This window comes from Streptomyces sp. NBC_01717, from assembly GCF_036248255.1.
In the GTDB taxonomy this organism is placed as follows: domain Bacteria; phylum Actinomycetota; class Actinomycetes; order Streptomycetales; family Streptomycetaceae; genus Streptomyces.
Map to the genome: position 1 here is coordinate 1229958 of NZ_CP109178.1, position 20045 is coordinate 1250002.

Here is a 20045-nt window from a genome sequence, read left to right on the forward strand (position 1 = left end):
CGCAGTGGGCGGATCACCGAGGCGGCATCGGCTGGGGCGGACGCTCCCTCACCGCGGCTGTCCGACCGGCCCGGCACTGTGGTCAGAGCAGCAGGCACCAGGCTGTCGATCACTTGACCCGGGTGACGATGGTCCGCGCGCACTCCATAGACTCGGTATGCGTCGTATCCACCTCCAGGTCGTAGAACATGCCCCGGTGGACCGAATCCGCCTGCGACACCGCCATCCCGGCAATCCTGTCACCACGCGCGATCTCGCGACCCGCGGCAATCGAGGCGTCGCACCTGACGCCCACCCACAGCACCTGCAGTCCGCCAAGAACCTGCTGCCACCGCTGCTGGGACGCCGCTCCGCCGAGGAAGACCTCATCAACGATGATCCGGGCACCCGCACGGGCCATCGTGGCAAGCCCCTCGATCCACGCCGTTTCCAGCGTCCGGAACTCAGGACCGACGATGACCTCACCGTCCGGAGCGAACACGATGCCCGCATCCGACGTCCGCATGGACGCGGGCATCGCCTCGACCAGTGTGTCGACTCCGAAGGACAGCCAAGGATCCGGCAGCACCGCCTGCAGACACCGGGCGATCCCGGACTTCCCCGAACTGGAGCCACCGTTGAGAACGATCATCTGAGTCATCACCGCGCCACATTAGAGGCACCTCGGCGACGACCGAAACGGGTTTGGGTGTGGATCCTCTGGAGTTGTCGAGGTACGACCTCATGTACAAAGTCGCGTACGACCTCACGTGTGAGCTTCCGGTCGGAGGCATCGGGCAGGCCGTCCCAGTGGGGGGGGTACCGCGGGCATGCGGCCGCCGGTGAACGGCCAGGAGCGTCGAACCGGTCAGGTCCGGGGCCGGCAGACGCAGCGATTCCACCTGCGGTAACGCCGGAGAGACCGCCGCTGAGATTTCCAACTCGCTTGACATATACGGGAGTTGTCTGTCCGAAGCCGCAGAAAATGGCGCCGGCCTGCGCGCCACCCGCCGGCTCCGGTGCCGATGTTCATGCGCTGCGTAAGAGTCGGCGCGTGCCGGGCAGGCGGCGTCTTCGGAGCTGGTCAGGTGGTGACGGGGGTGTGGAAGTAGTGACCCTTGGTGAGGTCTTCGAGCAGGCTGGGGTGGGTGGGCTGCCAGTCGAGCAGTTCGCGGGTCAGGGTGTTCGACACCGGGACGTCAAGGCTCATGAAGGGGCTCAGCCAGGTGAAGTGCTCCTCCGCGGCTTCGGGGGCCACGGAGGTCACCGGTACGTCGAGGTGGCGGCCGATCACCTCGGCGATGTCGCGGAGCGCGACGCCCTCTTCCGCGACGCCGTGCAGCGCCGATCCGGCGGGCGCCTTCTCGACGGCCAGGCGGAACAGCCGTGCGATGTCGAGGCGGTGGACTGCCGGCCAGCGGTTGGCGCCGTCGCCGATGTAGGCGGAGACGTTCTTGGTGCGGGCGGTGGCGACCAGGTGCGGCACCCAGGCGTAGTCCCCCTCGCCGTGGACGGTCGGAGAGACCCGCACCACCGATGAGCGGACGCCGCGCGAGGCAAAAGCGAGCGCGGCCTGGGCGGTGGCCGACCGAATCACATACGGCGAGCCGTCGATGGTGGGCGCGTCCTGCTCGGTCACCGCGCGCCCTGTCGGGAAGCCGATGAAGCCGGTGGCGAGGACGAGAGGGCGATCAGTGCCGGCGAGCGCATCGCCGAAGGTGTCGACGACGCGGCGATCGGCATCGGCGGCGCCCTGGTAATCACCGGTGAACGCGCGCTCGCCATTGAAGGCGAGGTGGATCACCCCGTCCGACGCGGCGGCCGCGTCCCGCAGGACGTCAAGGTCATCGAGGGTGCCGCGGACGACCTCCACGCCGGCGGCGGTGAGCGCGGCGGCGGAGGCGTCGGAGCGGGCGAGCCCGACGACCTGGTGCCCCGCGCCGATGATCTCGGGAACGACGGCGGAGCCGATGAAGCCGGACGCGCCGGTCACAAAGATGCGCATGAGAAACCCCAACACTTGACTTCAGTTACTGCAATCGACCTTAACATCTGATTGCAGCCACTGTAATCACGTAGGATCTGCCCATGGGTAGATGGGAGCCGAACGCACGCGGGCGCCTGGCGACAGCGGCGCTGGAGCTCTACAGCGAGCGCGGATACGAGCAGACAACCGTGGCGGAGATCGCCAAACGCGCCGGGCTCACGGAGCGGACCTTCTTCAATCACTACGCCGACAAGCGCGAGGTGCTGTTCGCCACCGCCGGCGAGTTTCAGGACCGGTTCGTGGGGGCGGTCGCCGGTGCCCTGGAGTCCGTGGCGCCGATCGACGCTCTGGCAGCGGGTCTTGACGCGATCGCCGAGATGCTCGCCGACCAACGCGACTTCGTACGCACTCGACAGGCTGTGATCATGTCGAACCCCGAGCTCCAGGAACGCGACCTGATCAAGCTCGCCTCGACCTCGGCCGCGCTCGCCGACACCCTGCGCCGGCACGGCGTTCCGGAACCGGACGCGAGCCTGGCCGCCGAGACAGGGGTCGCCCTCTTCAAAGTCGGCTTCCATCGCTGGATCGCGGCGGACGAGGAACGCGAGCTGTCGCTGTTGATGCGGGAGGCACTCGACGCACTCAAGGCCGTGACCGCGGGCAGTTAGGGGCTTCTCAGGGATTTCCGAGCGGCGTGTAAAGCATCCACACACAACGGGTTTCGACGCACAGAGCTCCCCTGTGCACGTGACGGAGTAGCCGCCTAATCCCTGCGTCGCAGCCGCGCCGAGAGATGGTGTTGCAACGGCTGACCGACTGCCGCGAGGTCGTGTACGAACGTGAGCGTGGCATCGTCGGCCAGGGCATAACGGCGGCGGGTGGCAGTGACCTCCTTGGCGGTGGGGGTGAGAGCCACGTCGTGGGTGGAGAGGTCGACCGTGTTGTCGGTCGCACGGCCGACCGCGATCTCCGCGATGCCGGTGGGCTGGGTGATGAGTGCCTCCACGCGGCCGTCGGGCTGCAGTCGCCACCAGCCGCTCTCCCGGGCTGCCGGACGCAGCGGTGCGTCGTCGGCGTCGAGCAGCCAGGCGCGGGCCTCATAGCGAAGGAAAGGGCGGCCGTCGTGGCTGAAGGTGACCTCCTGCGCGTACTCGAAGTCCCCGGCGAGTGTCGGGTACCCGCCGCGTCCTCGGCCGCGCCAGGTGCCCAGGAGGCCGATCACGGGCGACAGCAGTGCGTGCGGAGCGGGCTCCTCGTCCGGTCGGTGGCCATCGGGGTACGGGGGCTCCGCTGCGGGGTCGAACACGGTGTGCGCTCCTGGGGTCGGGGCAGGTGCCGGGTCGAAGCCTAGAGTGTCGTTCCACTCGGCGACGGGCAGGGAAGCTCCCGCAGCGTGTGGCGGGAGATGTTTCCCGGCGGGGCGCCCGTGCTGTCATGTGACCCGGCGTCGTCGGAGCTGCCGCGCAGCTGCGTCTCGGGGCGCGGATGAGGTGAGGGGACGCACTGGGACGGTGCGGCGGCCCTTGCGGACGGCCAGCCAGAGGTCCAAGTACCGGCTACGTAGGTCCATGGCCCGAATGCCGGCCGCCTGGCAAGTTTCCGGCCACGTCGATCTCCCTGATACGCAGCAAGGCAGCCGTCACCGCGCTCGCGGCCGCCGTGAGCGTGACCGGTCTGCTCCCGGCGGCCGCTTCCGCACACGAACCCGGCGGAACGTCCGGCACCACGTACTACGTGGACTGTCTGCGCGGCAGCGACCAGGCCTCGGGCACGAACAGCGGCACGGCGTGGCGCACCCTCGCCAAGGCCTCGCGCGCGTACGAGCCGGGCGACCGGCTGCTGCTGCGCCGTGGCCGCACCTGCACCGGGGTGCTCGCCCCGACCGGTTCCGGAACGGCCGCGGAGCCGATCTCCATCGACGCGTACGGGAAGGGGGCGAAGCCGCACATCGACGGCGAGGGCGCCAGGGCCGCGGTGTTCCTGGTCAACGTCGAGGGCTGGGAGCTGCGCAATCTCGACATCTCCAACACCGGCGCGCACACCACGACGGACCGCCGCGCGGGCCTGCTCGTGCGGCTCACCGACCACGGCGTGGGCAGCCACTACGTCGTCGACGGGGTGGACGTGCACGACGTCAACGGCGCCGACTTCAAGGATCCCGACCCAAGCGGCGGCATCCTCTTCTCCGTCACCGGCTCGGCGGTCCCGACCCGTTTCGACGGCGTACGGATCGAGGACTCGACCGTCCGCCACACCGACCGCACCGGCATCGGCACCGGCTCCAGCTGGGGGCGCAGGGCCGAGCACCCGAACGGCCCCGGCACCAGTTGGGAGGCGATCACCGGGCTGCGGATCCGGCGCAACAAGGTGTACGACGTCGGCGGCGACGGCATCGTCGTACAGACCGCGAAGGACGCACTGGTCGAGCACAACTACGTGGACGGCTTCAACATGCGCTCGGCCGGCTACAACGCCGGTATCTGGGCCTGGAATTCGGACGACGTCCTCTACCAGTACAACGAGGTGACCGGCGGCCACGGCACCCTCGACTCGATGGCGTACGACATCGGCGGCGGCAACAACCGCAACGTCTACCAGTACAACTACAGCCACGACAACGAGGGCGGCTTCCTGCTGATCTGCAACGGCGCGGGGATGACGACCGACGGCAACCGGGTCCGCCACAACATCAGCATCAACGACCGCAACACCATGTCCCCGTACGGCGTGGTCTCGGTCGTCTGCGCTGCCACCACCGACACCCTGGTCTACGGCAACACCATCGTCACCGACGAGGCGAACACGGCCCTCGTCTCCGACAACGGCCCGACCGGGGTCACCTTCCGCAACAACATCTTCGTCGGGGCGTCCGGCGGTTCCCCGATCAACGACACCCGGAGCGTCTACGAGAACAACCTCTACTGGCGCACGGCCCATCCGCGCGACACCTCCCGCCCTCACCGCCGACCCGCTCCTCGCCTCGGCCTCCCCGACAGCCCCGCGCGACGTCCGCCTGCGCGCGGGCTCTCCGGCGCTCGGGACGGGCATCCCGGTGTCCGACGGAATCACCCGCGACTACTTCGGCAACCGGATCCCGACCCCGCCGAACCTGGGCGCGGACCAGAACCGTTAGCTCCTGACCCGCACTCGCATCACCCCTGCCGCCCGGCCGCCGGTGCCGATTCCCACCCGGCGGCCGGGCCTCACGTTGCCTGAGGCCCGGCGGGTGCCCCCCGTTGGGGTGAGCAAAGGCCGAGCACGCCGTCGCCTCCCCCGCAGGAAGGCGACAACTCCGGCGATGTCAACGTGGTCAGGCCGTGGGAGCGAGTGCGTCGACGGTCTCCGGGGCGAGCCCGATCTCGGTGAGCACCTCACGGGTGTGGGTCCCGATGACCGGGGCGGGTGTGGGGTCGGCCGCGGGAGTGCCCTGGAATCGCGGGGCAGGGGCGGGCTGCAGCAGGCCGTCCTCGGTGTAGTAGGTGCCGCGGGCCACGTTGTGCGGGTGGGTGGCGGCCTCGGTCAGCCCGTACACCGGCGTGACGCACGACTGGGTGCCGTCGAAGGTGACGGTCCACTCCTCCCGGGTCCGGCCCGCGAAGACCTCGGCAAGTCGGTCGCCCATGGCGGGCCATGCATCGCGGTCGAGCTGCTTGGCGAACCTCGGGTCGTCGGTGAGCCCGAGGACTTCAAGGAGTACGGCGTAGAACTGCGGCTCGACGCTGCCGACCGCCATGTAGCCGCCGTCGGAGGTGCGATAGGTGCGGTAGAACGGTGCGGCGCCGTCGAAGAGGTTGGAGGCGCGCCGGTCGGTCCAGCGCCCCGTCGCCAGCAGCCCGTGGATCAGAGCGAGCTGGACGGCGGTCCCGTCGGTCATTGCCGCGTCGACCACCTGGCCCTCGCCGCTGCGCTCGGCGTGGACGAGTGCGGTGGTGATACCCAGGGCGAGCAGCATGCCGCCGCCGCCCATGTCGCCGAAGAGGTTCAGCGGGACGGGCGGGTTCTCGGCGGCTCCGCCGAGAGCGCCCAACGCGCCTGCGACAGCGATGTAGTTGATGTCGTGGCCGGGTGCTTGGGCAAGTGGTCCGTCCTGGCCCCAGCCGGTCATCCGGCCGTAGACCAGTTTGGGGTTGCGGGCCAGACAGGCCTCGGGGCCGAGGCCGAGGCGTTCGGTGACGCCGGGGCGGAAGCCCTCGATGAGCGCGTCGGCGGTGTCGATGATGGCCCGCACGGCCTCGACGCTCGCCGGGTCCTTGAGGTCGAGGGTGACCGAGCGGCGGTTGCGGTGCAGGATCGGGTGTCCGGAGGGGCGGCCGGCCTCGGCCGGACGGTCGATACGGATCACTTCGGCGCCCTGGTCGGCAAGGAGCATGCCGGCGAAGGGACCGGGACCGATGCCGCCGAGTTCGACGACGCGGATGCCGGCCAGCGGGCCGGCGGCGTTGGAGGGAAGGGCGCTCAAGGGAGTCTCTGCTTTCCGCGTGGCGATTTTTCCGGGTGGCGTGCCCGGGGGACGTTCGGGGACAACGGTCGCCCCGCAGGGGGTGAACGGGGGCGGCCGGTCGCCCGGGCCGGGGAACCGAAGGCGGTCCGGGCAGCTGAGCCGGACCTACAGACCGAGGTCCTTCGCGATGATGGTCTTCATGACCTCGCTGGTGCCGCCGTAGATCCGCGAGACGCGGGTGTCGGCATACAGCCGGGCGATCGGGTACTCCAGCATGTATCCGTAACCGCCGTGCAGCTGGAGGCACTTGTCGATGACGCGGCCGGCGACCTCGGTGCCGAACAGCTTGATCCTCGCAGCGTCGGCGCCGGTCAGTTCGCCGGAGTCGTCGAGCTCGATCCCCTTGTCGACCATGGTCTGGAGGGCCTCGACCTCGGCCGCGCACTCCGCGAGCACGAACTTGGTGTTCTGGAAGGCGGCCACGGGCTTGCCGAAGACCTGGCGCTCCATCACGTACTCGCGGGCGAAATCGATCGCGGCGGTGGCGGTGGCGCATGCGCCGACACCGATCGAGAGCCGCTCGCGGGGGAGGTTCTGGCCGAGGTAGGAGAAGCCCTTGTCCTGCTCTCCGAGCAGGTTCTCCACGGGGACCCTGACGTCGGTGAAGGACAGCTCGGAGGTGTCGGACGACTTCAGTCCGATCTTGTCCAGCTTGCGGCCGTACTCGAAGCCCTCGCTGTCGGTCGGGACGACCAGCAGGCTCAGGCCGTGGCGGCGGTCCTCGACGGTGACCGGCGAAGTGCGGGCCACGACGACGCACAGTTCGGAGTTGCGGGCGCCGGTGATGAAGGTCTTGGAACCGTTGAGGACGTAGTGCGTGCCGTCGTCGGAGAGTCCGGCAGTGGTGCGGATGCCCGCGAGGTCGGAGCCGGTGCCCGGCTCGGTCATGGCGATGCACAGCATGATGTCGCCGGCGGCGATGCCCGGGAGCCAGCGCTTCTTCTGCTCGTCGTCGGCGAGGTTGAGCAGGTACGGCAGGACGATGCCGGTGGAGACGCCGTAGTGGCCGAAGGAGACCGCGGCGCGGGCGCACTCCTCGTTGATGACGACCTGGTACTTGTAGCTGGTCTCGCCGGCACCGCCGAGCTCTTCGGGGACGTCGAAGCCCATCACGCCGAGGGCGCCGAGTTTACGGAAAAGGTCGCGGTCGACGAGGTTGTCGTGCTCCCACTGCTCGAAGTGAGGTTTCACCTCCTTGGCGATGAAGTCCCGGATCATCGACCGGAAGGCTTCGTGGTCCTCGTTGTAGATGGTGCGCTTCATGTGTCGGTCCCTGCTGTGTCGTAGTCGGATGTCGAGGCGGGCCGGATCAGCGGGATCCGCCGTCGACGGTCAGGACCTGGGCGCTGATGTGGTTGGAGTCCTGCGTGTACCGCACCGGCGGGCTCGGTCGAGAACTCGCGGGTACGGCTGCCGACGATGGCGACGTCGATGGCCATGGGATGCCATCCAAATAGGTTATGGCCAATTCACTTTCTTCCCCGCATCGCCTCGTGTCAAGCGAATGCATGTACCAAGTTGAGGTTTCCACGCCATAATGATCACCATCCTCCGCCGCAACCTCCACGCACCGCACTCGCGCGTGCCCGCCGTCCGGAAAGTCCGTACGGCGGGCACCGGCAGCACATCGACGGTCAGGCTCCGGCCCTGAGCCTGGCCACGTCCTTGTCCGGGTCGATCAGCAGCAGCGCCGCCACCGCGCCGGTGATCATCGTGACGCCGAGCGTCATGAAGCCGTTGCCGTACCCGATGGCGACCGACTCACCCGAGGCGACGAACTCACCGAGCACGAGGGGGGCGATGATGCCGCCGAGGCTGTAGATGGCGGTGATGATGCCGAAGACCATGCCGCGCTGCTTGGCCGGCGCAACATCGGCCACACCGGCGAAGGCGACGCCGTAGCCGGCGGAGTTCAGGGAGGCACCCAGGATGATCATCACCATCTGCGGAGTGCCCCGGTCCAGCATGGACATGCCGATGCTGCACAGGCCCGCGACGAGGACCAGTGCGGCGGGCAGCAACCCTCGGGTGATCCGGTTACTGATCCCTCGTTGCGTCATGACGGTGGAGATCACGCCGACGAGGAGCACCGAGACGACAGCACCGATGTAGGGCAGCGACGCGAGATTGCCCGCCGTCTCGGCGTCATAGCCCAGCCCCTCCTGCAGGTAGAGCGGGAGCCAGCTGACCTTGACCGCGGTGCAGGCGTACGCGACGAAGAAGAGGAGCGAGATGCCGATGAAGGTCCCCGTGCGGAACAGTCGCCCCAGCGGCACGCGCTCAGGCAGGGCGGACCGCGACTCGCCCTTGCCGGGCCCATGCCCGCCCGATACCGCCTCCGGCCCCGACCGGCCCCAGACCAGCCACAGCGCCGCGACCGCCAGACCGAAGACGGACAGCACACCGAACGCCGCATGCCAGGAGTAGCGGGTGATGACCGCAGTGAGCACCGGGTTGGCGATGACGGGGCCCACGCCGGCGCCGGCCACCACGATCGAGCTCGGAATGGCGCGCCTGTGCGCCGGGAACCACGAGTGTGCGACCTGCATCGCAAGAGCCGATGTGGGCCCCTCGGCGAAGCCGAGCAGCACCCGGCAGATCACGACGACGGTGAAGCCGACCTGTGCGGTCATGGGGGCGAGACTGAGCGCCCACACCGCGGCTACACCGGCGAGCAGCCAGCGCGCCCCGACCTTGCCGCCGAGCCAGCCACCGAGGATGCAGCCGACGGCGAACAGCCAGAAGAAGCTGCTCTGGATGACGCCGAACTGAGCGTTGTCCAGAGCCAGTTCCCTCTTCATCCCGACACCGGCCAGACCCACAACGACCTTGTCGGCATAGTTGACGAGCATCAGACACACAAGCAGCGCGACCACGATCCACGCCCTGCGCCTCACCGGCACATCGCGAGCCCCGGACACGTCCGCCGGAACGGAACCGGGCACTTCCTGCTGATCAACGGCCATGAGGACCTCCCTGGTACGAACACCCGACTTGGCGGTGAAGTGAATCACCCCTAACGCGGCCCCACAAGAGATCGGATGCATCGCCATGGTTATTTGTAATTCACAACCTCCGACCTCACACAGGCAAAAATGGCCTATACGCATCACTTCGCCCTGGTGACAGAGTTACGGTCAATTAACTTGTCGCGCCAGCGAGGTCGCCTCACCTCGCAATGAGCGGCACACCCGCCGCCGAGCACACCCCCGGGCGTCCGCCGAACCGACCCGGCGACCTCATGGATCCGCACAGCCGACCCCGGATCACACCGAGCCATACCTCGCGGGGACAGTTAGGGAGAAATTACTTATACCCGCATCTGTCCAGGTCACAGGGCATATCCTTCAGATGGCATTGCCCGAGGTGAAGAACATTGTCGACAAATGAATCGCTGGTAACTTTGGCTCGCTGTCGGCCCGCACGACAGCGGGCCGACAGCGAGGGGCGGACGGACACAGATGCAGATGCAGACGGAAGTCTCGGGTCGCACGACCGCACGAAGGCCCCCGGACCGCAAGGCGCGGATCGTCTCGGCAGCTTCCGAACTCTTCCGCGAGCGCGGGTATCACAATGTCTCCGTAGCTGATGTCGCGGCCGCGGTCGGCATCACCGCCCCCGCGCTCTACCGGCACTTTCGAGGCAAGCCGGACCTTCTGCTCCAGGTCGTGCACCGCACGATGGGCGCGATCTCGCGATCGGTGGAGGGAAGCACCGATCTCGAGACGTATCTCCGTTCATCGGCGAACCGGACTCTGGAGGGCCGCGGCGCGGCGGTTCTGTGGCAGCGTGAGGCACGCCATCTGCCCGCCGAAAGCCGCGAGGAACTACGGCGCACGCTGAGCGACGTCGCCGACGGGATCGGCTCCCTGATCCACACAGAACGTCCCGAACTGGACGGCCCCGACCTGGAGTTGCTGGCCTGGGCCGTGCTGTCGGTCTACGGATCGATCTCCTGGCACCGCACGTCCCTGCCCCGGCGCCGCTTCGAGGAACTGCTCCACCGCCTGGCGCGCGCCGCGACCGACTGCCCCCTCGGCACCCGGCCAGGCGCACCGGCCGAGGCCGAAGCCTCCACCGGCGGCTACGCCGGGCTCGCACTGTCCCGGCGCGAGGAGATCCTCGTCGAGGCGATCCGGCTCTTCGACGAACGGGGCTTCCAGTCGGTGAGCACCGACGACATCGGCGAGGCCGCCGGAGCATCAGGCCCCAGCATCTACAAGCACTTCCCCACCAAGACCGACCTGCTCGTCGCCGCCGTCCTACGGGGCGGCGAACAGCGCAGGGCCGGTACGGCGCGCGCACTGGACCGGTCCGGCACCCCGAGCGAGAGCCTCGACCGCCTGCTGCGCTCCTACATCGAATTCGCCTTGACTCAGAGCCACCTGATCGGCCTGCTCATCGGGGAGCTCGACCAGCTCCCCGAGAAGGAGCGCAAGGCGTCCCGCCAGTCGCAGCGCGAATACCTCGCGCTCTGGACTCATGTGCTCGAGGGCGTCAGACCCGGACTCGACACGTCCGAAGCGAAGATCGTCATCATTGCGGTGCTGACCGTGATCGACAACGCCACGCGTGCGGGGCGCCTCGGTCGGCGTAACGATCTCGCCGACAGGCTGGCCGAGATCGGTACAGCGATGCTGATGTCCGGGGATGCGCGCACGGCTGCGTAGGGCGTCGTCCCGACGGAGCCGACATCGAAGGCGCCGCCCATCACCCCTGAAGTCGCGCTTCATGACTGATCGCTGATCACCGATCACTGATGGCTGATGGCTGATGGCTGATGGCTGATCCAGCGTTGGGTTGCTGCCCGGAACAACCGTGAAGGCCGTTCCGGGCAGGGGCGTATTCATACGGTCGGCTGCGCTCCGTCCCGGAACGGTCCGCCCCGGCGGGCAGCCGTCGCCTCAGCTGGGCGTGCGGCTGGTTCACCGGTCAGTGGGTGTCACCACGCCAGTCCCACTTCAAAGGTTCGACCAGCCTGGGTTTGTACTCGGACCGCCCGCCCGGACCGTAGGCCCCGATCTCCGTGACCAGCGTCGCACCTTCGCGCAGCGCCGCGTCGGTCCACCCGGTGACGTCCAGGAGCAGGCCGTCCAAGGGGCCGCCGACCAGCTCCCGGTACTCGTGGCCCGCTTTCGGTCCGGGGTCGGGGTCGTCGTGGTCGGCGCCGTAGACCCGACGCTGCCGCATGAGCTCGTCCATGCGGACAGCATTTCATCGAGCACTGACACCGGCCCGGCCGCACAGCGGCTTCGTGGTTCACAACAGTGTCCGCGCTGGGGCCGACCCTGCCGGCAACGCTCGGGCTTTCGTGCCGACCGTCACGCAGGCCCAGAAGATGAGGGAAGCATGACATCACTCGGTACTCCCGTTACCCCATCCCTGCCAGGAGAATCAAGCCGTCAAGTTGTAGACAGGATGGTTATGGCAGATTAACTTGATGCTGTTCCGGCGAGCATGCCGGGCACGCGAGTAAGGGAGTGCGATCGTGCGCCGCAGCGTGTTCACCGAGGACCACGAGGCGTTCCGGGCGACCGTCCGGGAGTTCATCGCCCAGGAGGTCACGCCGCATTACGCGGACTGGGAACGGCAGGGCCATGTCCCTCGCGAGCTGTACCGCGGGCTCGGCGAACTGGGTGTCTTCGGCATCAACGTGCCCGAGGAGTACGGCGGCGCCGGCGTCACCGACTTCACGTACCAGGCCGTGCTGCGCGAGGAGTGCGGACGTGCGGGTGTCGGGTTCGGCGCGGAGTCGGTGCACACCTGTCTCGTCCTGCCCTACCTGCTGGAGTTCGGGAGCGAGGACCAGAAGCGGCGCTGGCTTCCCGGTTTCCTGGCCGGCGAGGTCATGACCGCGATCGCGATGACCGAGCCCGGCACCGGCTCCGATCTCGCGGGCATCGCCACCCGCGCCCGGCTTGCAGCGGACGGCACGCACTACGTCCTCAACGGCGCCAAGACCTTCATCACCGGAGGTGCCCAGGCGGACCTGATCCTGGTGGTCTGCCGCACCGCCCCGTTCGACCCCGGCAACCGCCGGGCCGGCCTGTCGATCCTGTGCGTGGACACCACGTCCGAGGGCTTCGCCGTGGGGCGCAAGCTGGACAAGATCGGCCTGCGCGCGCAGGACACCGCCGAACTGTCCTTCACCGACGTCAGGGTCCCGGTCGCGAACCTGCTCGGCGAGGAGGGCGCGGCCTTCTCGTACCTCACCCACAACCTCGTGGTGGAACGGCTCGGCGCGGCGATCAACGCCTACGCGAACGCGGCCGGCGCGATCGGTTTCGCCACCGAGTACGTGAAGGAGCGTCAGGTCTTCGACAAGCCGGTCGCCGCGTTCCAGAACACAAAGTTCGTCCTCGCCGAGTGCGCAACCGAGGTCGAGGCCGCCCAGACCCTGGTCGACCGGGCACTCGAACTGCATGCGACCGGCGAGCTCACCCCCGCCGACGCCGCCAAGGCCAAGCTCTTCTGCACCGAAACAGCCGGCCGCGTCATCGACAAGTGCCTCCAGCTGCACGGCGGTTACGGCTACATGCTCGAATACCCGATCGCCCGCCTCTACGCGGACACCCGCGTCAACCGGATCTACGCCGGAACCAGCGAGGTCATGAAAACGATCATCGCCAAGGACCTCGGGCTCTGAGCCCGTAATCCCCCACTTCCTCCAGGAGAATCCCATGCGCGACGCAGTGATCGTCGACGCCGTACGCACCCCCGTCGGCAAGCGAGGCGGCTCGCTCTCTCGGCTGCACTCCGCCTCCCTCTCCGCCCATGTCCTCAACGCCCTCGTCGAGCGCACAGGCCTCGACCCGGTGCTCGTCGACGACGTGATCTGGGGCTGCGCGTCCGCCGTCGGCATGCAGGCCGGCTGCGTCGGCCGCGCCTCCGTACTGGCAGCCGGCTGGCCCGAGACCGTGCCCGGCGTCACCGTCGACCGCCAGTGCGGCTCCTCCCAGCAGGCCGTCCACCAGGCCGCGGCCGGCGTCGTCGCCGGCCAGTACGACGTCGCCGTCGCCGGTGGCGTCGAGATCATGAGCAGGCTCCCCCTGGGCACCACCCGCGGCGACGGCTCCTTCGGCGAGCCCTTCGGCCCTGATGTCTTCGCACGCTACGACGGCATCCGATTCAACCAGGGCACGGGCGCCCAGCTGATCGCCGACGAATACGGCATCACCCGCACCGAGATGGACCAGCACGGCCTGGACTCCCACGCCCGCGCCGCCAAGGCCATCGACGAGGGCCGCTTCAAGAACCAGATCGCCCCTGTCACCATCACCGACGCGGACGGCACCACCCGCGTCTTCGACACCGACGAAGGCATCCGTCGAGGCTCCACCCTGGACAAGCTCGCCGCCCTCGAGCCCGCCTTCGAGGGGGACGGGACGATCACCGCGGGCAACGCCTCACAGGTCTCCGACGGCACCGGCGCCCTGCTCGTCACCACCAGCCAGTTCGCCAAGGCCCAGGGCTGGACACCGATGGCCCGGATCCACACCGCCGTGGTCGCCGGGACGGACCCGGTCACCATGCTCAAGGGCCCGATCCCCGCCACAGCCAAAGTCCTGAAGAAGGCCGGCCTCACCGTCGACGACATCGGCGCCTTCGAGATCAACGAGGCCTTCGCCTCGGTGACGCTGGCCTGGCTGCGCGAGACCGGCGCCGACTACGGACGCATGAACCCGCTCGGCGGCGCGATGGCCATCGGCCACCCCATCGGCGGCTCCGGCGCCCGCCTCATGACCACCCTGGTCCACCACATGCGCGACAACAACATCCGCTACGGCCTGCAGTCCATGTGCGAGGGCGGCGGCATGGCCAACGCCACCATCCTCGAACTCCTCTGAGGAGGTCTCTGATGTCCGCGATGCCGGTGGCGCCCGAAGCGCCCGGAAGCGACACGGAGCAACGCCCGCTCGGGGACTTCGGCGGATTCCTGCACCTGGAGCAGCTGGACCGCGACCTGTTCCGCGGCTGGTGCCACGACGGCATCCCGCTGCGCGCCTTCGGCGGACAGGTCGCGGCCCAGGCGCTCACGGCGGCGAGCCGCACCGTTCCCGAGGACCGGCTCGTGCACTCGCTGCACAGCTACTTCCTGCGGGCGGGCAGCACGGCCCACCCTCTGATCTACACGGTCGAGCGGGTCCGCGACGGCGCCTCGTACCTGTCGCGCCGAGTGACCGCCGTGCAGGGCGGCGAGATCGTCTTCACCCTCTCGGCCTCCTTCAAGAAACCGGAGGAGACCGAGGACCGCCAAGTGGCGATGGCCGAGGTCGCCGACCCGCAGTCGCTCCCCGACGTGTACGAGATCTGGGAGCGCATCAACCCGGAGGACTACCGCCAGGCGGAGTTCTGCCGGGTCGTCGAGATGCGGATGGCCCCACCGCCCGCCGAGCCGGTCCCTGGCCTGACCGAGCAGAAGCTGTGGATGCGCTCGGCCGAACGGCTGCCCGACGATCCGATGTTGCACGCCTGCGCCCTGGCGTACGCCTCCGACCTGTTCCTCGCCCCGGCGACGGCCCTGGCGACGGAGCGGCCCCGGATGCTGCGCGAGGAGCCGCCGTCGGTGTTCCTCACGTCGCTGGACCACGCGGTCTGGTTCCACCGGCCGTTCCGCGCCGACGAGTGGATGCTGTTCTCCCAGCGCAGCCCCACCGCGGGCGACGGACGGGGCCTCGCCTTCGCGGAGGTGTGGAGCCTCGACGGCAGGCTGATCGCCCATGTGGTGCAGGAGACCGTGGTGCGCCCGGCGCGGGCGCCCAGCAGCTGACCCCCGCTCCCCCGCTCCTTCCCCCCCTCCCTTCCCCTCTCTTCCTCTCATCGAAGGAACTCCTGATGTCCGATCTGGTCCTCACCTCGTTCGCGGACGGCATCGCCGTCGTGACGATCAACCGCCCCGAGGCCCGCAACGCCGTCAACCGCGCGGTGGCGAACGCCGTCGCCGAGGCCATCGACGAACTCGAAGCCCGCGACGACCTCGTCGTCGGTGTGATCTCGGGCGCCGGCGGCACCTTCTGCGCCGGTGCCGACCTCAAGGCCCTTGCCGCCGGTGAGCGATCCGGTGTTCCCGGCCGCGGCTTCTGCGGGATCACCGAGACCCCGCCCGCCAAGCCGCTGATCGCCGCGGTCGAGGGGTACGCACTCGGCGGCGGTACGGAACTGGCCCTGGCCTGCGACATGGTCGTCGCCGCGAAGACCGCGAAGTTCGGTCTCCCGGAGACCAAGCGAGGCCTCATCGCGGCAGGTGGCGGCCTGGTGCGCCTGCCAAGGAAGATCCCGTACAACGTGGCCATGCAGTATGCGCTGACCGGTGCCTTCCTCGGTGCCGAGCGCGGTTACGAGCTCGGCATGGTCAACGAGCTGACCGCGCACGGCGAGGCGCTGGAGGGGGCCCTGAACCTCGCGAGGGAGATCGCCGCCAACGGCCCGCTGGCCGTGCGCGCCAGCAAGGGAATCGTGGTGGACTCGGCCGACTGGTCGGCCGACGAGGTCTGGGACCGCAACCGCGCCGCGTGTGCCCCGGTCTTCGCGTCGGCGGACGCCAAGGAGGGCGCGCGGGCGTTCACCGAGAAGCGGACCCCTGTCTGGGGCGGCCGTTAGGGGCAGATCCACCGGACCGGCCCAGACGGCTCCGCCGCCGCCCCACGCCCCGGTGCGCCGCAACGTCGAGCTCCACGGCACCGAGGTGGACCACAGCTACAGTCCCGACGCAACGCTCGGGCATGACTGGACAAAGGAGTTCCGCCATGACCACCATCTGGCCGAAAGGGATGCCCCGCACCCTCGACTACCCCGACGGCACGATCGCGGATCTGCTCGCCGGATCCGCCCACGCCTACCCCGACCGTGCGGCGCTGATCGACGGAGATGAGCGGCTCACCTTCGCGGAGCTGTACGAGCGGTCCCTGCGGGTGGCCCAAGGGCTGCGCGAACAGGGCATCGCCCCGGACGACGCCGTCGCCGTCCACATGCCCAACTCGATCTGGTTCACCGTCGCTTACTACGGCATCCTGCTCGCAGGCGCCTCCGTGGTGCCGGTCAACCCGACGCAGCCGCCCCTCGCGCTGCGCCGTCAGCTCGACGACTCGGGCGCGGTCGCGGTCTTCACCCACCCCTCCGTCGCCGCGCAGATGTCCGAAGCCCTGAAGGGCTCCGAGGCGGTCCGCCGCGTCTGTCTCGCACCGGCCACGGCCGCGGCCCCCGCCGGCGACCGGGCCCCCGCCGGATTCCCGGTCCCCACGGTCGAGTTCGACGACCTGATGAAGGCCGAGGCAGCGCCGGCTACGGCGGTGGACGGGGAAGCGGTCGCTCACCTCGCCTTCACCGGCGGCACGACGGGCGTGCCCAAGGCCGTCCGGGTCCTGCACCGCAACCTCTTCAGGAACGTGCTCCAGGTGGCGTGCTGGCGCAGCGCCGCACTCCCGCACACGGACGAGCAGGGCCACATCACGCTGCGCCATGTGACCGAGGCCCGGACCCCGCACCACATTCCGATCGGCGCCGCGACCGGCATCTCCGTCGCCCCGCTCTTCCACGGCATGGGCATGGTCAGCCAGAGCATCTTCGTCGTCGCCGGGCTCACGGTCGTCGTGTTCGGCCGGTTCGATGCCGTCCGGTACCTGGACACCATCGAGCAGCTGGGCGTCCACGCCGTCACCGGCTCCCCCGCGCTGTGCCACGCCGTCCTCTCCGTACGGGACGTGCGGGAGCGCGACCTTTCGTGCGTACGGCTGGTCAGCAGCGGCTCGGCACCCATCAATCCGGCCGCGGCCGCGGAGCTCGCCGAGGTCTTCCCGAACGCCGTCGTCAGCGACGGTTACGGACTGACGGAGGCGACCATGGGCGTCTCGATCAGCCCGCTGGACCGCTCGACGCCACGCCCGGAGGGCAGTACCGGCCTGGCACTCTTCGACACCGCGATCGAGATCCGGGAGACGGACGGTGTCACCCCGGTGGCGCCGGGCGAGAAGGGCGAGGTCTGGGTCCGCGGTCCGCAGGTCACGGCGGGCTACCTCGGCCATCCCGAACTCACCGCGGGACAGTACGTGGACGGCTGGCTGCGCACCGGTGACCTCGGCACGCTCGACGAGCAGGGCTGGCTGTCCCTGGTCGGCCGGGCGAAGGACATGCTCATCTACAAGGGGTACAACGTGTACCCCGGCCCGCTGGAGAACATCCTGCGTGAGCACCCGGCGGTCGCCCAGGCCTCCGTCGTGGGCCGGCCGCACCCTGAGCACGGCGAGATCCCGGTCGCGTTCGTCTCCGTGAAGGCCGAGGCGGAAACGCCGGATCGGGCGGCGATCGCCGAGGAGCTGATGGCGTACGTCGCGGCGCGCGTCGCCCCGTACCAGCGGATCCGTGACGTGGTGGTCGTGGACGAGCTGCCGCTCTCGGCGACGGGCAAGATCCTCAAGACGGAGCTGCGCAGGCGGGCGACCGACTCCTGACGGGCATTCACGGCGGGGCCGGGCGGAGTGGTCACTCTGCCCGGCCCCGCCGTTCGGTGATCTGTCACACCGTCACCCATCGGAGCCATTCGTGGCGGTGCGCCTCGGCATCCTCTTCGGCCTGGGCACGGGCTCGACGACGGTCGACATGCTGGTCGTGTTCATGCAGGGATTCCCGTAGTGGATCACGAGAGTTCGCAGAGACAGAAGAACACCGGGGTCCGCTCGACGCGGGCCCCGGTGCTGTGGAGCGCTCGTTACGGCAGGGCGATCGGGAAGTTGCGCGCCGGCTTCTCCAGGAGGCCGTGGAAGGTGGCGAGGACGGTGACATCGCCCTCCACCGCCATCGCGCCCGAACCGATCGCCTCCGTGAAGGTGGTGCGCTGGGCGAGCACCATGTTGAGCGCGGCCCGCTCCAGCCGCACGGTCAGCTGTGGAGCCTCCCCACCCGGCGCGTCTCCCTTCATCGGGGTGAGCACGCCGTTGCCGACGAGGAGAGTGAACACCTCGTCGGTGTCGGTGAACTCCCAGCGCAGCAGCAGCCGGTGGGCCGCCGCCCGGGGACCGTCGAGGCGGACCGCCAGGGACTCGAAGATCTGCCCGGTGGCGAGGGCGGCGAGCATCTCGACGCTCTCCTTGCCGGGAGCTCCGGTCCGGCGGGTCTCCTGGCCGGCCTCGCGGAGCTCCTTGGCGCCGGTGAGGTAGATGTTGCGCCAGGTGCCGTTCTCCTGGGCGAAGCCGAGCCGCTCGTAGGTGGCGATCTGCAGTTCGCGGGCCGAAACGTGCTCCGGTTCGGCGAAGAGCACATGGTTGAGCAGTTCGGCGGCCCAGCGCAGATCGCCGGTCTCGAACGCCTCGCGGGCCGTGGCGACGGTGGTGTCCGCGCCGCCGATGGCCGCGACGTACCGCTTGGCCTGCTCGACCGGCGGGTGCTGCCACAGATGCGCCGGGTTGCCGTCGTACCAGCCCATGTAGCGCTGGTACACCGCCTTGACGTTGTGGCTGATGGAGCCGTAGTAGCCGCGCACGCTCCAGGCCCGCCCCAGCTCGCCGGGGAAGGACTGGATCTCCTCGGCGATCTCGGGGCCGGTGAGCCCCTGGTTCATCAGCCGGACGGTCTGGTCGTGGATGTACGCGTAGGCGTCGCGCTGCTCGACAAGCATCCGCATCACCTCGTCGTTGCCCCACGTCGGCCAGTTGTGGGAGCCGATGAGCACCTCGACCTGGTCGAAGAGCCTGATCGACTCGGTGATGTACGACGCCCAGGCGTGCGCGTCGCGGACCTGGGCGCCGCGCAGAGTGAGGATGTTGTGCAGCGAGTGGTTGACGTTCTCGGCGATGAGCAGGACTCGGTGGTCCGGCAGGTAGAAGTTCATCTCCGAGGGCGCCTCGGTGTCGGGCGTCAGCTGGAAGAACAGCCGTACACCGTCGACGACGAACTCCTGGCCGGTGCCGGTGACGGTGTCCGTCGGCGCGATGAGGCCGACGGTGCCGGTGGACAGGGCCTGGCCGAGGCCGAAGCCGACCGAGGCCTCGGCGCCGACGGGCAGCGAGCGGCCGTACATGTAGACGGCGCGGCGCATCATCGCCGGGCCGGCGAAGATGTTCTCGCTGACCGCGTGGTGCATGAACTCGTCCGGGGCGATGACCAGGCAGTCCCCGGCCGCCACCGCCTCGTTCGTGGTGACTCCGAGGACTCCGCCGAAGTGGTCGCCGTGGCTGTGCGTATAGATCACGGCCTTGACGGTGCGCTCACCGCGGTTGCGGATGTACAGCCCGAGCGCCTCGGCGGCGACCTCCCTCGACGTCAGCGGGTCGACGACGACCAGACCGGTCTCGCCCTCGATGATCGTCATGTTGGAGACGTCGAGGCCGCGAACCTGGTAGATGCCGGGTACGACCTCGAACAGGCCCTGCGCGGTGTTGAGCCGGCTCTGCCGCCACAGGCTCGGGTGCACCGTGTCGGGGCAGTCGTCCTTGTTCAGGAAGTCCCAGCGGTCGTTGTCCCAGACGACCCGGCCCGCCTCGTTGCGCACGACGCAGGGCTCCAACCTGTCGATCAGGCCGCGCGTGGCGTTGACCTGATCGGTGGTGTCGTCCCAGTCGAATACGGGTGTGGAAGGCATCGCTA

The 20045-nt window shown here is 69.1% G+C and carries 16 protein-coding genes; 8 read left to right on the top strand and 8 right to left on the bottom strand.

The annotated features are described in order from the left end of the window. Nucleotides 1-109 precede the first annotated feature (109 nt). Nucleotides 110-631 (bottom strand): chloramphenicol phosphotransferase CPT, encoded by a 522-nt coding sequence (gene cpt, locus OHB49_RS05775; protein ID WP_030979908.1) that lies wholly within the window; start codon nt 629-631, stop codon nt 110-112. Nucleotides 632-1063: 432 nt separating this feature from the next. After that, complete coding sequence (locus tag OHB49_RS05780) at nt 1064-1984, bottom strand: SDR family oxidoreductase (RefSeq protein ID WP_329158466.1); 921 nt, start codon at nt 1982-1984, stop codon at nt 1064-1066. A gap of 83 nt (nt 1985-2067) precedes the next feature. Between OHB49_RS05780 and OHB49_RS05785 the strand changes: the two genes are divergently transcribed. Next, a complete protein-coding gene (locus tag OHB49_RS05785; RefSeq protein WP_329158469.1) occupies nt 2068-2634 on the top strand; it encodes a TetR/AcrR family transcriptional regulator in 567 nt (188 codons plus the stop codon). 95 nt (nt 2635-2729) lie between these two features. On the opposite strand, the gene OHB49_RS05790 is transcribed toward OHB49_RS05785, so the two are convergent. Then, nucleotides 2730-3272 (bottom strand): FABP family protein, encoded by a 543-nt coding sequence (locus OHB49_RS05790; protein WP_329158472.1) that lies wholly within the window; start codon nt 3270-3272, stop codon nt 2730-2732. Nucleotides 3273-3625: 353 nt separating this feature from the next. On the opposite strand from OHB49_RS05790, the gene OHB49_RS05795 reads away from it, so the two are divergent. After that, nucleotides 3626-5182 carry a right-handed parallel beta-helix repeat-containing protein gene (locus OHB49_RS05795; RefSeq protein WP_329158473.1) on the top strand — a complete coding sequence of 519 codons (1557 nt, stop codon included), beginning with the start codon at nt 3626-3628 and terminating at the stop codon, nt 5180-5182. A gap of 94 nt (nt 5183-5276) precedes the next feature. Here the strand turns inward: OHB49_RS05795 and OHB49_RS05800 are convergent, their stop codons facing one another. From OHB49_RS05800 to OHB49_RS05810, 3 genes are all read right to left on the bottom strand, one after another. After that, the gene (locus OHB49_RS05800; RefSeq protein ID WP_329158474.1) at nt 5277-6425 is read right to left on the bottom strand and encodes a CaiB/BaiF CoA transferase family protein; all 1149 of its coding nucleotides are present in this window, start codon (nt 6423-6425) and stop codon (nt 5277-5279) included. Between the two features lie 147 nt (nt 6426-6572). After that, on the bottom strand, nt 6573-7730 hold the full coding sequence (locus tag OHB49_RS05805) for an acyl-CoA dehydrogenase family protein (RefSeq protein ID WP_030979907.1): 1158 nt from the start codon (nt 7728-7730) through the stop codon (nt 6573-6575). A gap of 371 nt (nt 7731-8101) precedes the next feature. Beyond that, nucleotides 8102-9433 carry an MFS transporter gene (locus tag OHB49_RS05810; RefSeq protein WP_329158477.1) on the bottom strand — a complete coding sequence of 444 codons (1332 nt, stop codon included), beginning with the start codon at nt 9431-9433 and terminating at the stop codon, nt 8102-8104. A 501-nt stretch (nt 9434-9934) separates the two neighbouring features. On the opposite strand from OHB49_RS05810, the gene OHB49_RS05815 reads away from it, so the two are divergent. Further along, nucleotides 9935-11137, top strand: coding sequence for a TetR/AcrR family transcriptional regulator (locus tag OHB49_RS05815; protein ID WP_329158478.1), 1203 nt, complete (start codon nt 9935-9937; stop codon nt 11135-11137). A 262-nt stretch (nt 11138-11399) separates the two neighbouring features. On the opposite strand, the gene OHB49_RS05820 is transcribed toward OHB49_RS05815, so the two are convergent. Continuing rightward, nucleotides 11400-11669, bottom strand: a complete 270-nt coding sequence (locus tag OHB49_RS05820; RefSeq protein ID WP_329158480.1) for a hypothetical protein — start codon at nt 11667-11669, stop codon at nt 11400-11402. A gap of 286 nt (nt 11670-11955) precedes the next feature. Here OHB49_RS05820 and OHB49_RS05825 point away from each other — a divergent pair, with 286 nt between their 5' ends. The 5 genes from OHB49_RS05825 (at nt 11956) to OHB49_RS05845 (ending at nt 17914) form a co-directional block, all read left to right on the top strand. Next, nucleotides 11956-13113 (top strand): acyl-CoA dehydrogenase family protein, encoded by a 1158-nt coding sequence (locus OHB49_RS05825; protein WP_329158482.1) that lies wholly within the window; start codon nt 11956-11958, stop codon nt 13111-13113. A gap of 34 nt (nt 13114-13147) precedes the next feature. Further along, on the top strand, nt 13148-14314 hold the full coding sequence (locus OHB49_RS05830) for a thiolase family protein (protein ID WP_329158484.1): 1167 nt from the start codon (nt 13148-13150) through the stop codon (nt 14312-14314). Between the two features lie 11 nt (nt 14315-14325). Then, nucleotides 14326-15237 (top strand): acyl-CoA thioesterase, encoded by a 912-nt coding sequence (locus OHB49_RS05835; protein WP_329158486.1) that lies wholly within the window; start codon nt 14326-14328, stop codon nt 15235-15237. A gap of 65 nt (nt 15238-15302) precedes the next feature. Further along, on the top strand, nt 15303-16067 hold the full coding sequence (locus OHB49_RS05840) for a crotonase/enoyl-CoA hydratase family protein (protein WP_329158487.1): 765 nt from the start codon (nt 15303-15305) through the stop codon (nt 16065-16067). A gap of 146 nt (nt 16068-16213) precedes the next feature. Further along, nucleotides 16214-17914, top strand: a complete 1701-nt coding sequence (locus OHB49_RS05845; RefSeq protein ID WP_329158489.1) for a class I adenylate-forming enzyme family protein — start codon at nt 16214-16216, stop codon at nt 17912-17914. A gap of 257 nt (nt 17915-18171) precedes the next feature. On the opposite strand, the gene OHB49_RS05850 is transcribed toward OHB49_RS05845, so the two are convergent. Then, nucleotides 18172-20040, bottom strand: a complete 1869-nt coding sequence (locus tag OHB49_RS05850; protein WP_329158490.1) for an alkyl/aryl-sulfatase — start codon at nt 20038-20040, stop codon at nt 18172-18174. Nucleotides 20041-20045: the final 5 nt, after the last annotated feature.

Excerpts from the sequence above, each read along its gene's own strand:
- OHB49_RS05820 (WP_329158480.1), bottom strand. The coding sequence starts at position 11,669 with ATGGACGAGCTCATGCGGCAGCGTCGGGTCTACGGCGCCGACCACGAC.
- OHB49_RS05840 (WP_329158487.1), top strand. The coding sequence starts at position 15,303 with ATGTCCGATCTGGTCCTCACCTCGTTCGCGGACGGCATCGCCGTCGTG.
- OHB49_RS05815 (WP_329158478.1), top strand. The coding sequence starts at position 9,935 with ATGCAGACGGAAGTCTCGGGTCGCACGACCGCACGAAGGCCCCCGGAC.
- OHB49_RS05835 (WP_329158486.1), top strand. The coding sequence starts at position 14,326 with ATGTCCGCGATGCCGGTGGCGCCCGAAGCGCCCGGAAGCGACACGGAG.
- OHB49_RS05780 (WP_329158466.1), bottom strand. The coding sequence starts at position 1,984 with ATGCGCATCTTTGTGACCGGCGCGTCCGGCTTCATCGGCTCCGCCGTC.
- OHB49_RS05845 (WP_329158489.1), top strand. The coding sequence starts at position 16,214 with ATGACCACCATCTGGCCGAAAGGGATGCCCCGCACCCTCGACTACCCC.
- OHB49_RS05785 (WP_329158469.1), top strand. The coding sequence starts at position 2,068 with ATGGGTAGATGGGAGCCGAACGCACGCGGGCGCCTGGCGACAGCGGCG.
- OHB49_RS05850 (WP_329158490.1), bottom strand. The coding sequence starts at position 20,040 with ATGCCTTCCACACCCGTATTCGACTGGGACGACACCACCGATCAGGTC.
- cpt (WP_030979908.1), bottom strand. The coding sequence starts at position 631 with ATGATCGTTCTCAACGGTGGCTCCAGTTCGGGGAAGTCCGGGATCGCC.
- OHB49_RS05830 (WP_329158484.1), top strand. The coding sequence starts at position 13,148 with ATGCGCGACGCAGTGATCGTCGACGCCGTACGCACCCCCGTCGGCAAG.
- OHB49_RS05810 (WP_329158477.1), bottom strand. The coding sequence starts at position 9,433 with ATGGCCGTTGATCAGCAGGAAGTGCCCGGTTCCGTTCCGGCGGACGTG.
- OHB49_RS05805 (WP_030979907.1), bottom strand. The coding sequence starts at position 7,730 with ATGAAGCGCACCATCTACAACGAGGACCACGAAGCCTTCCGGTCGATG.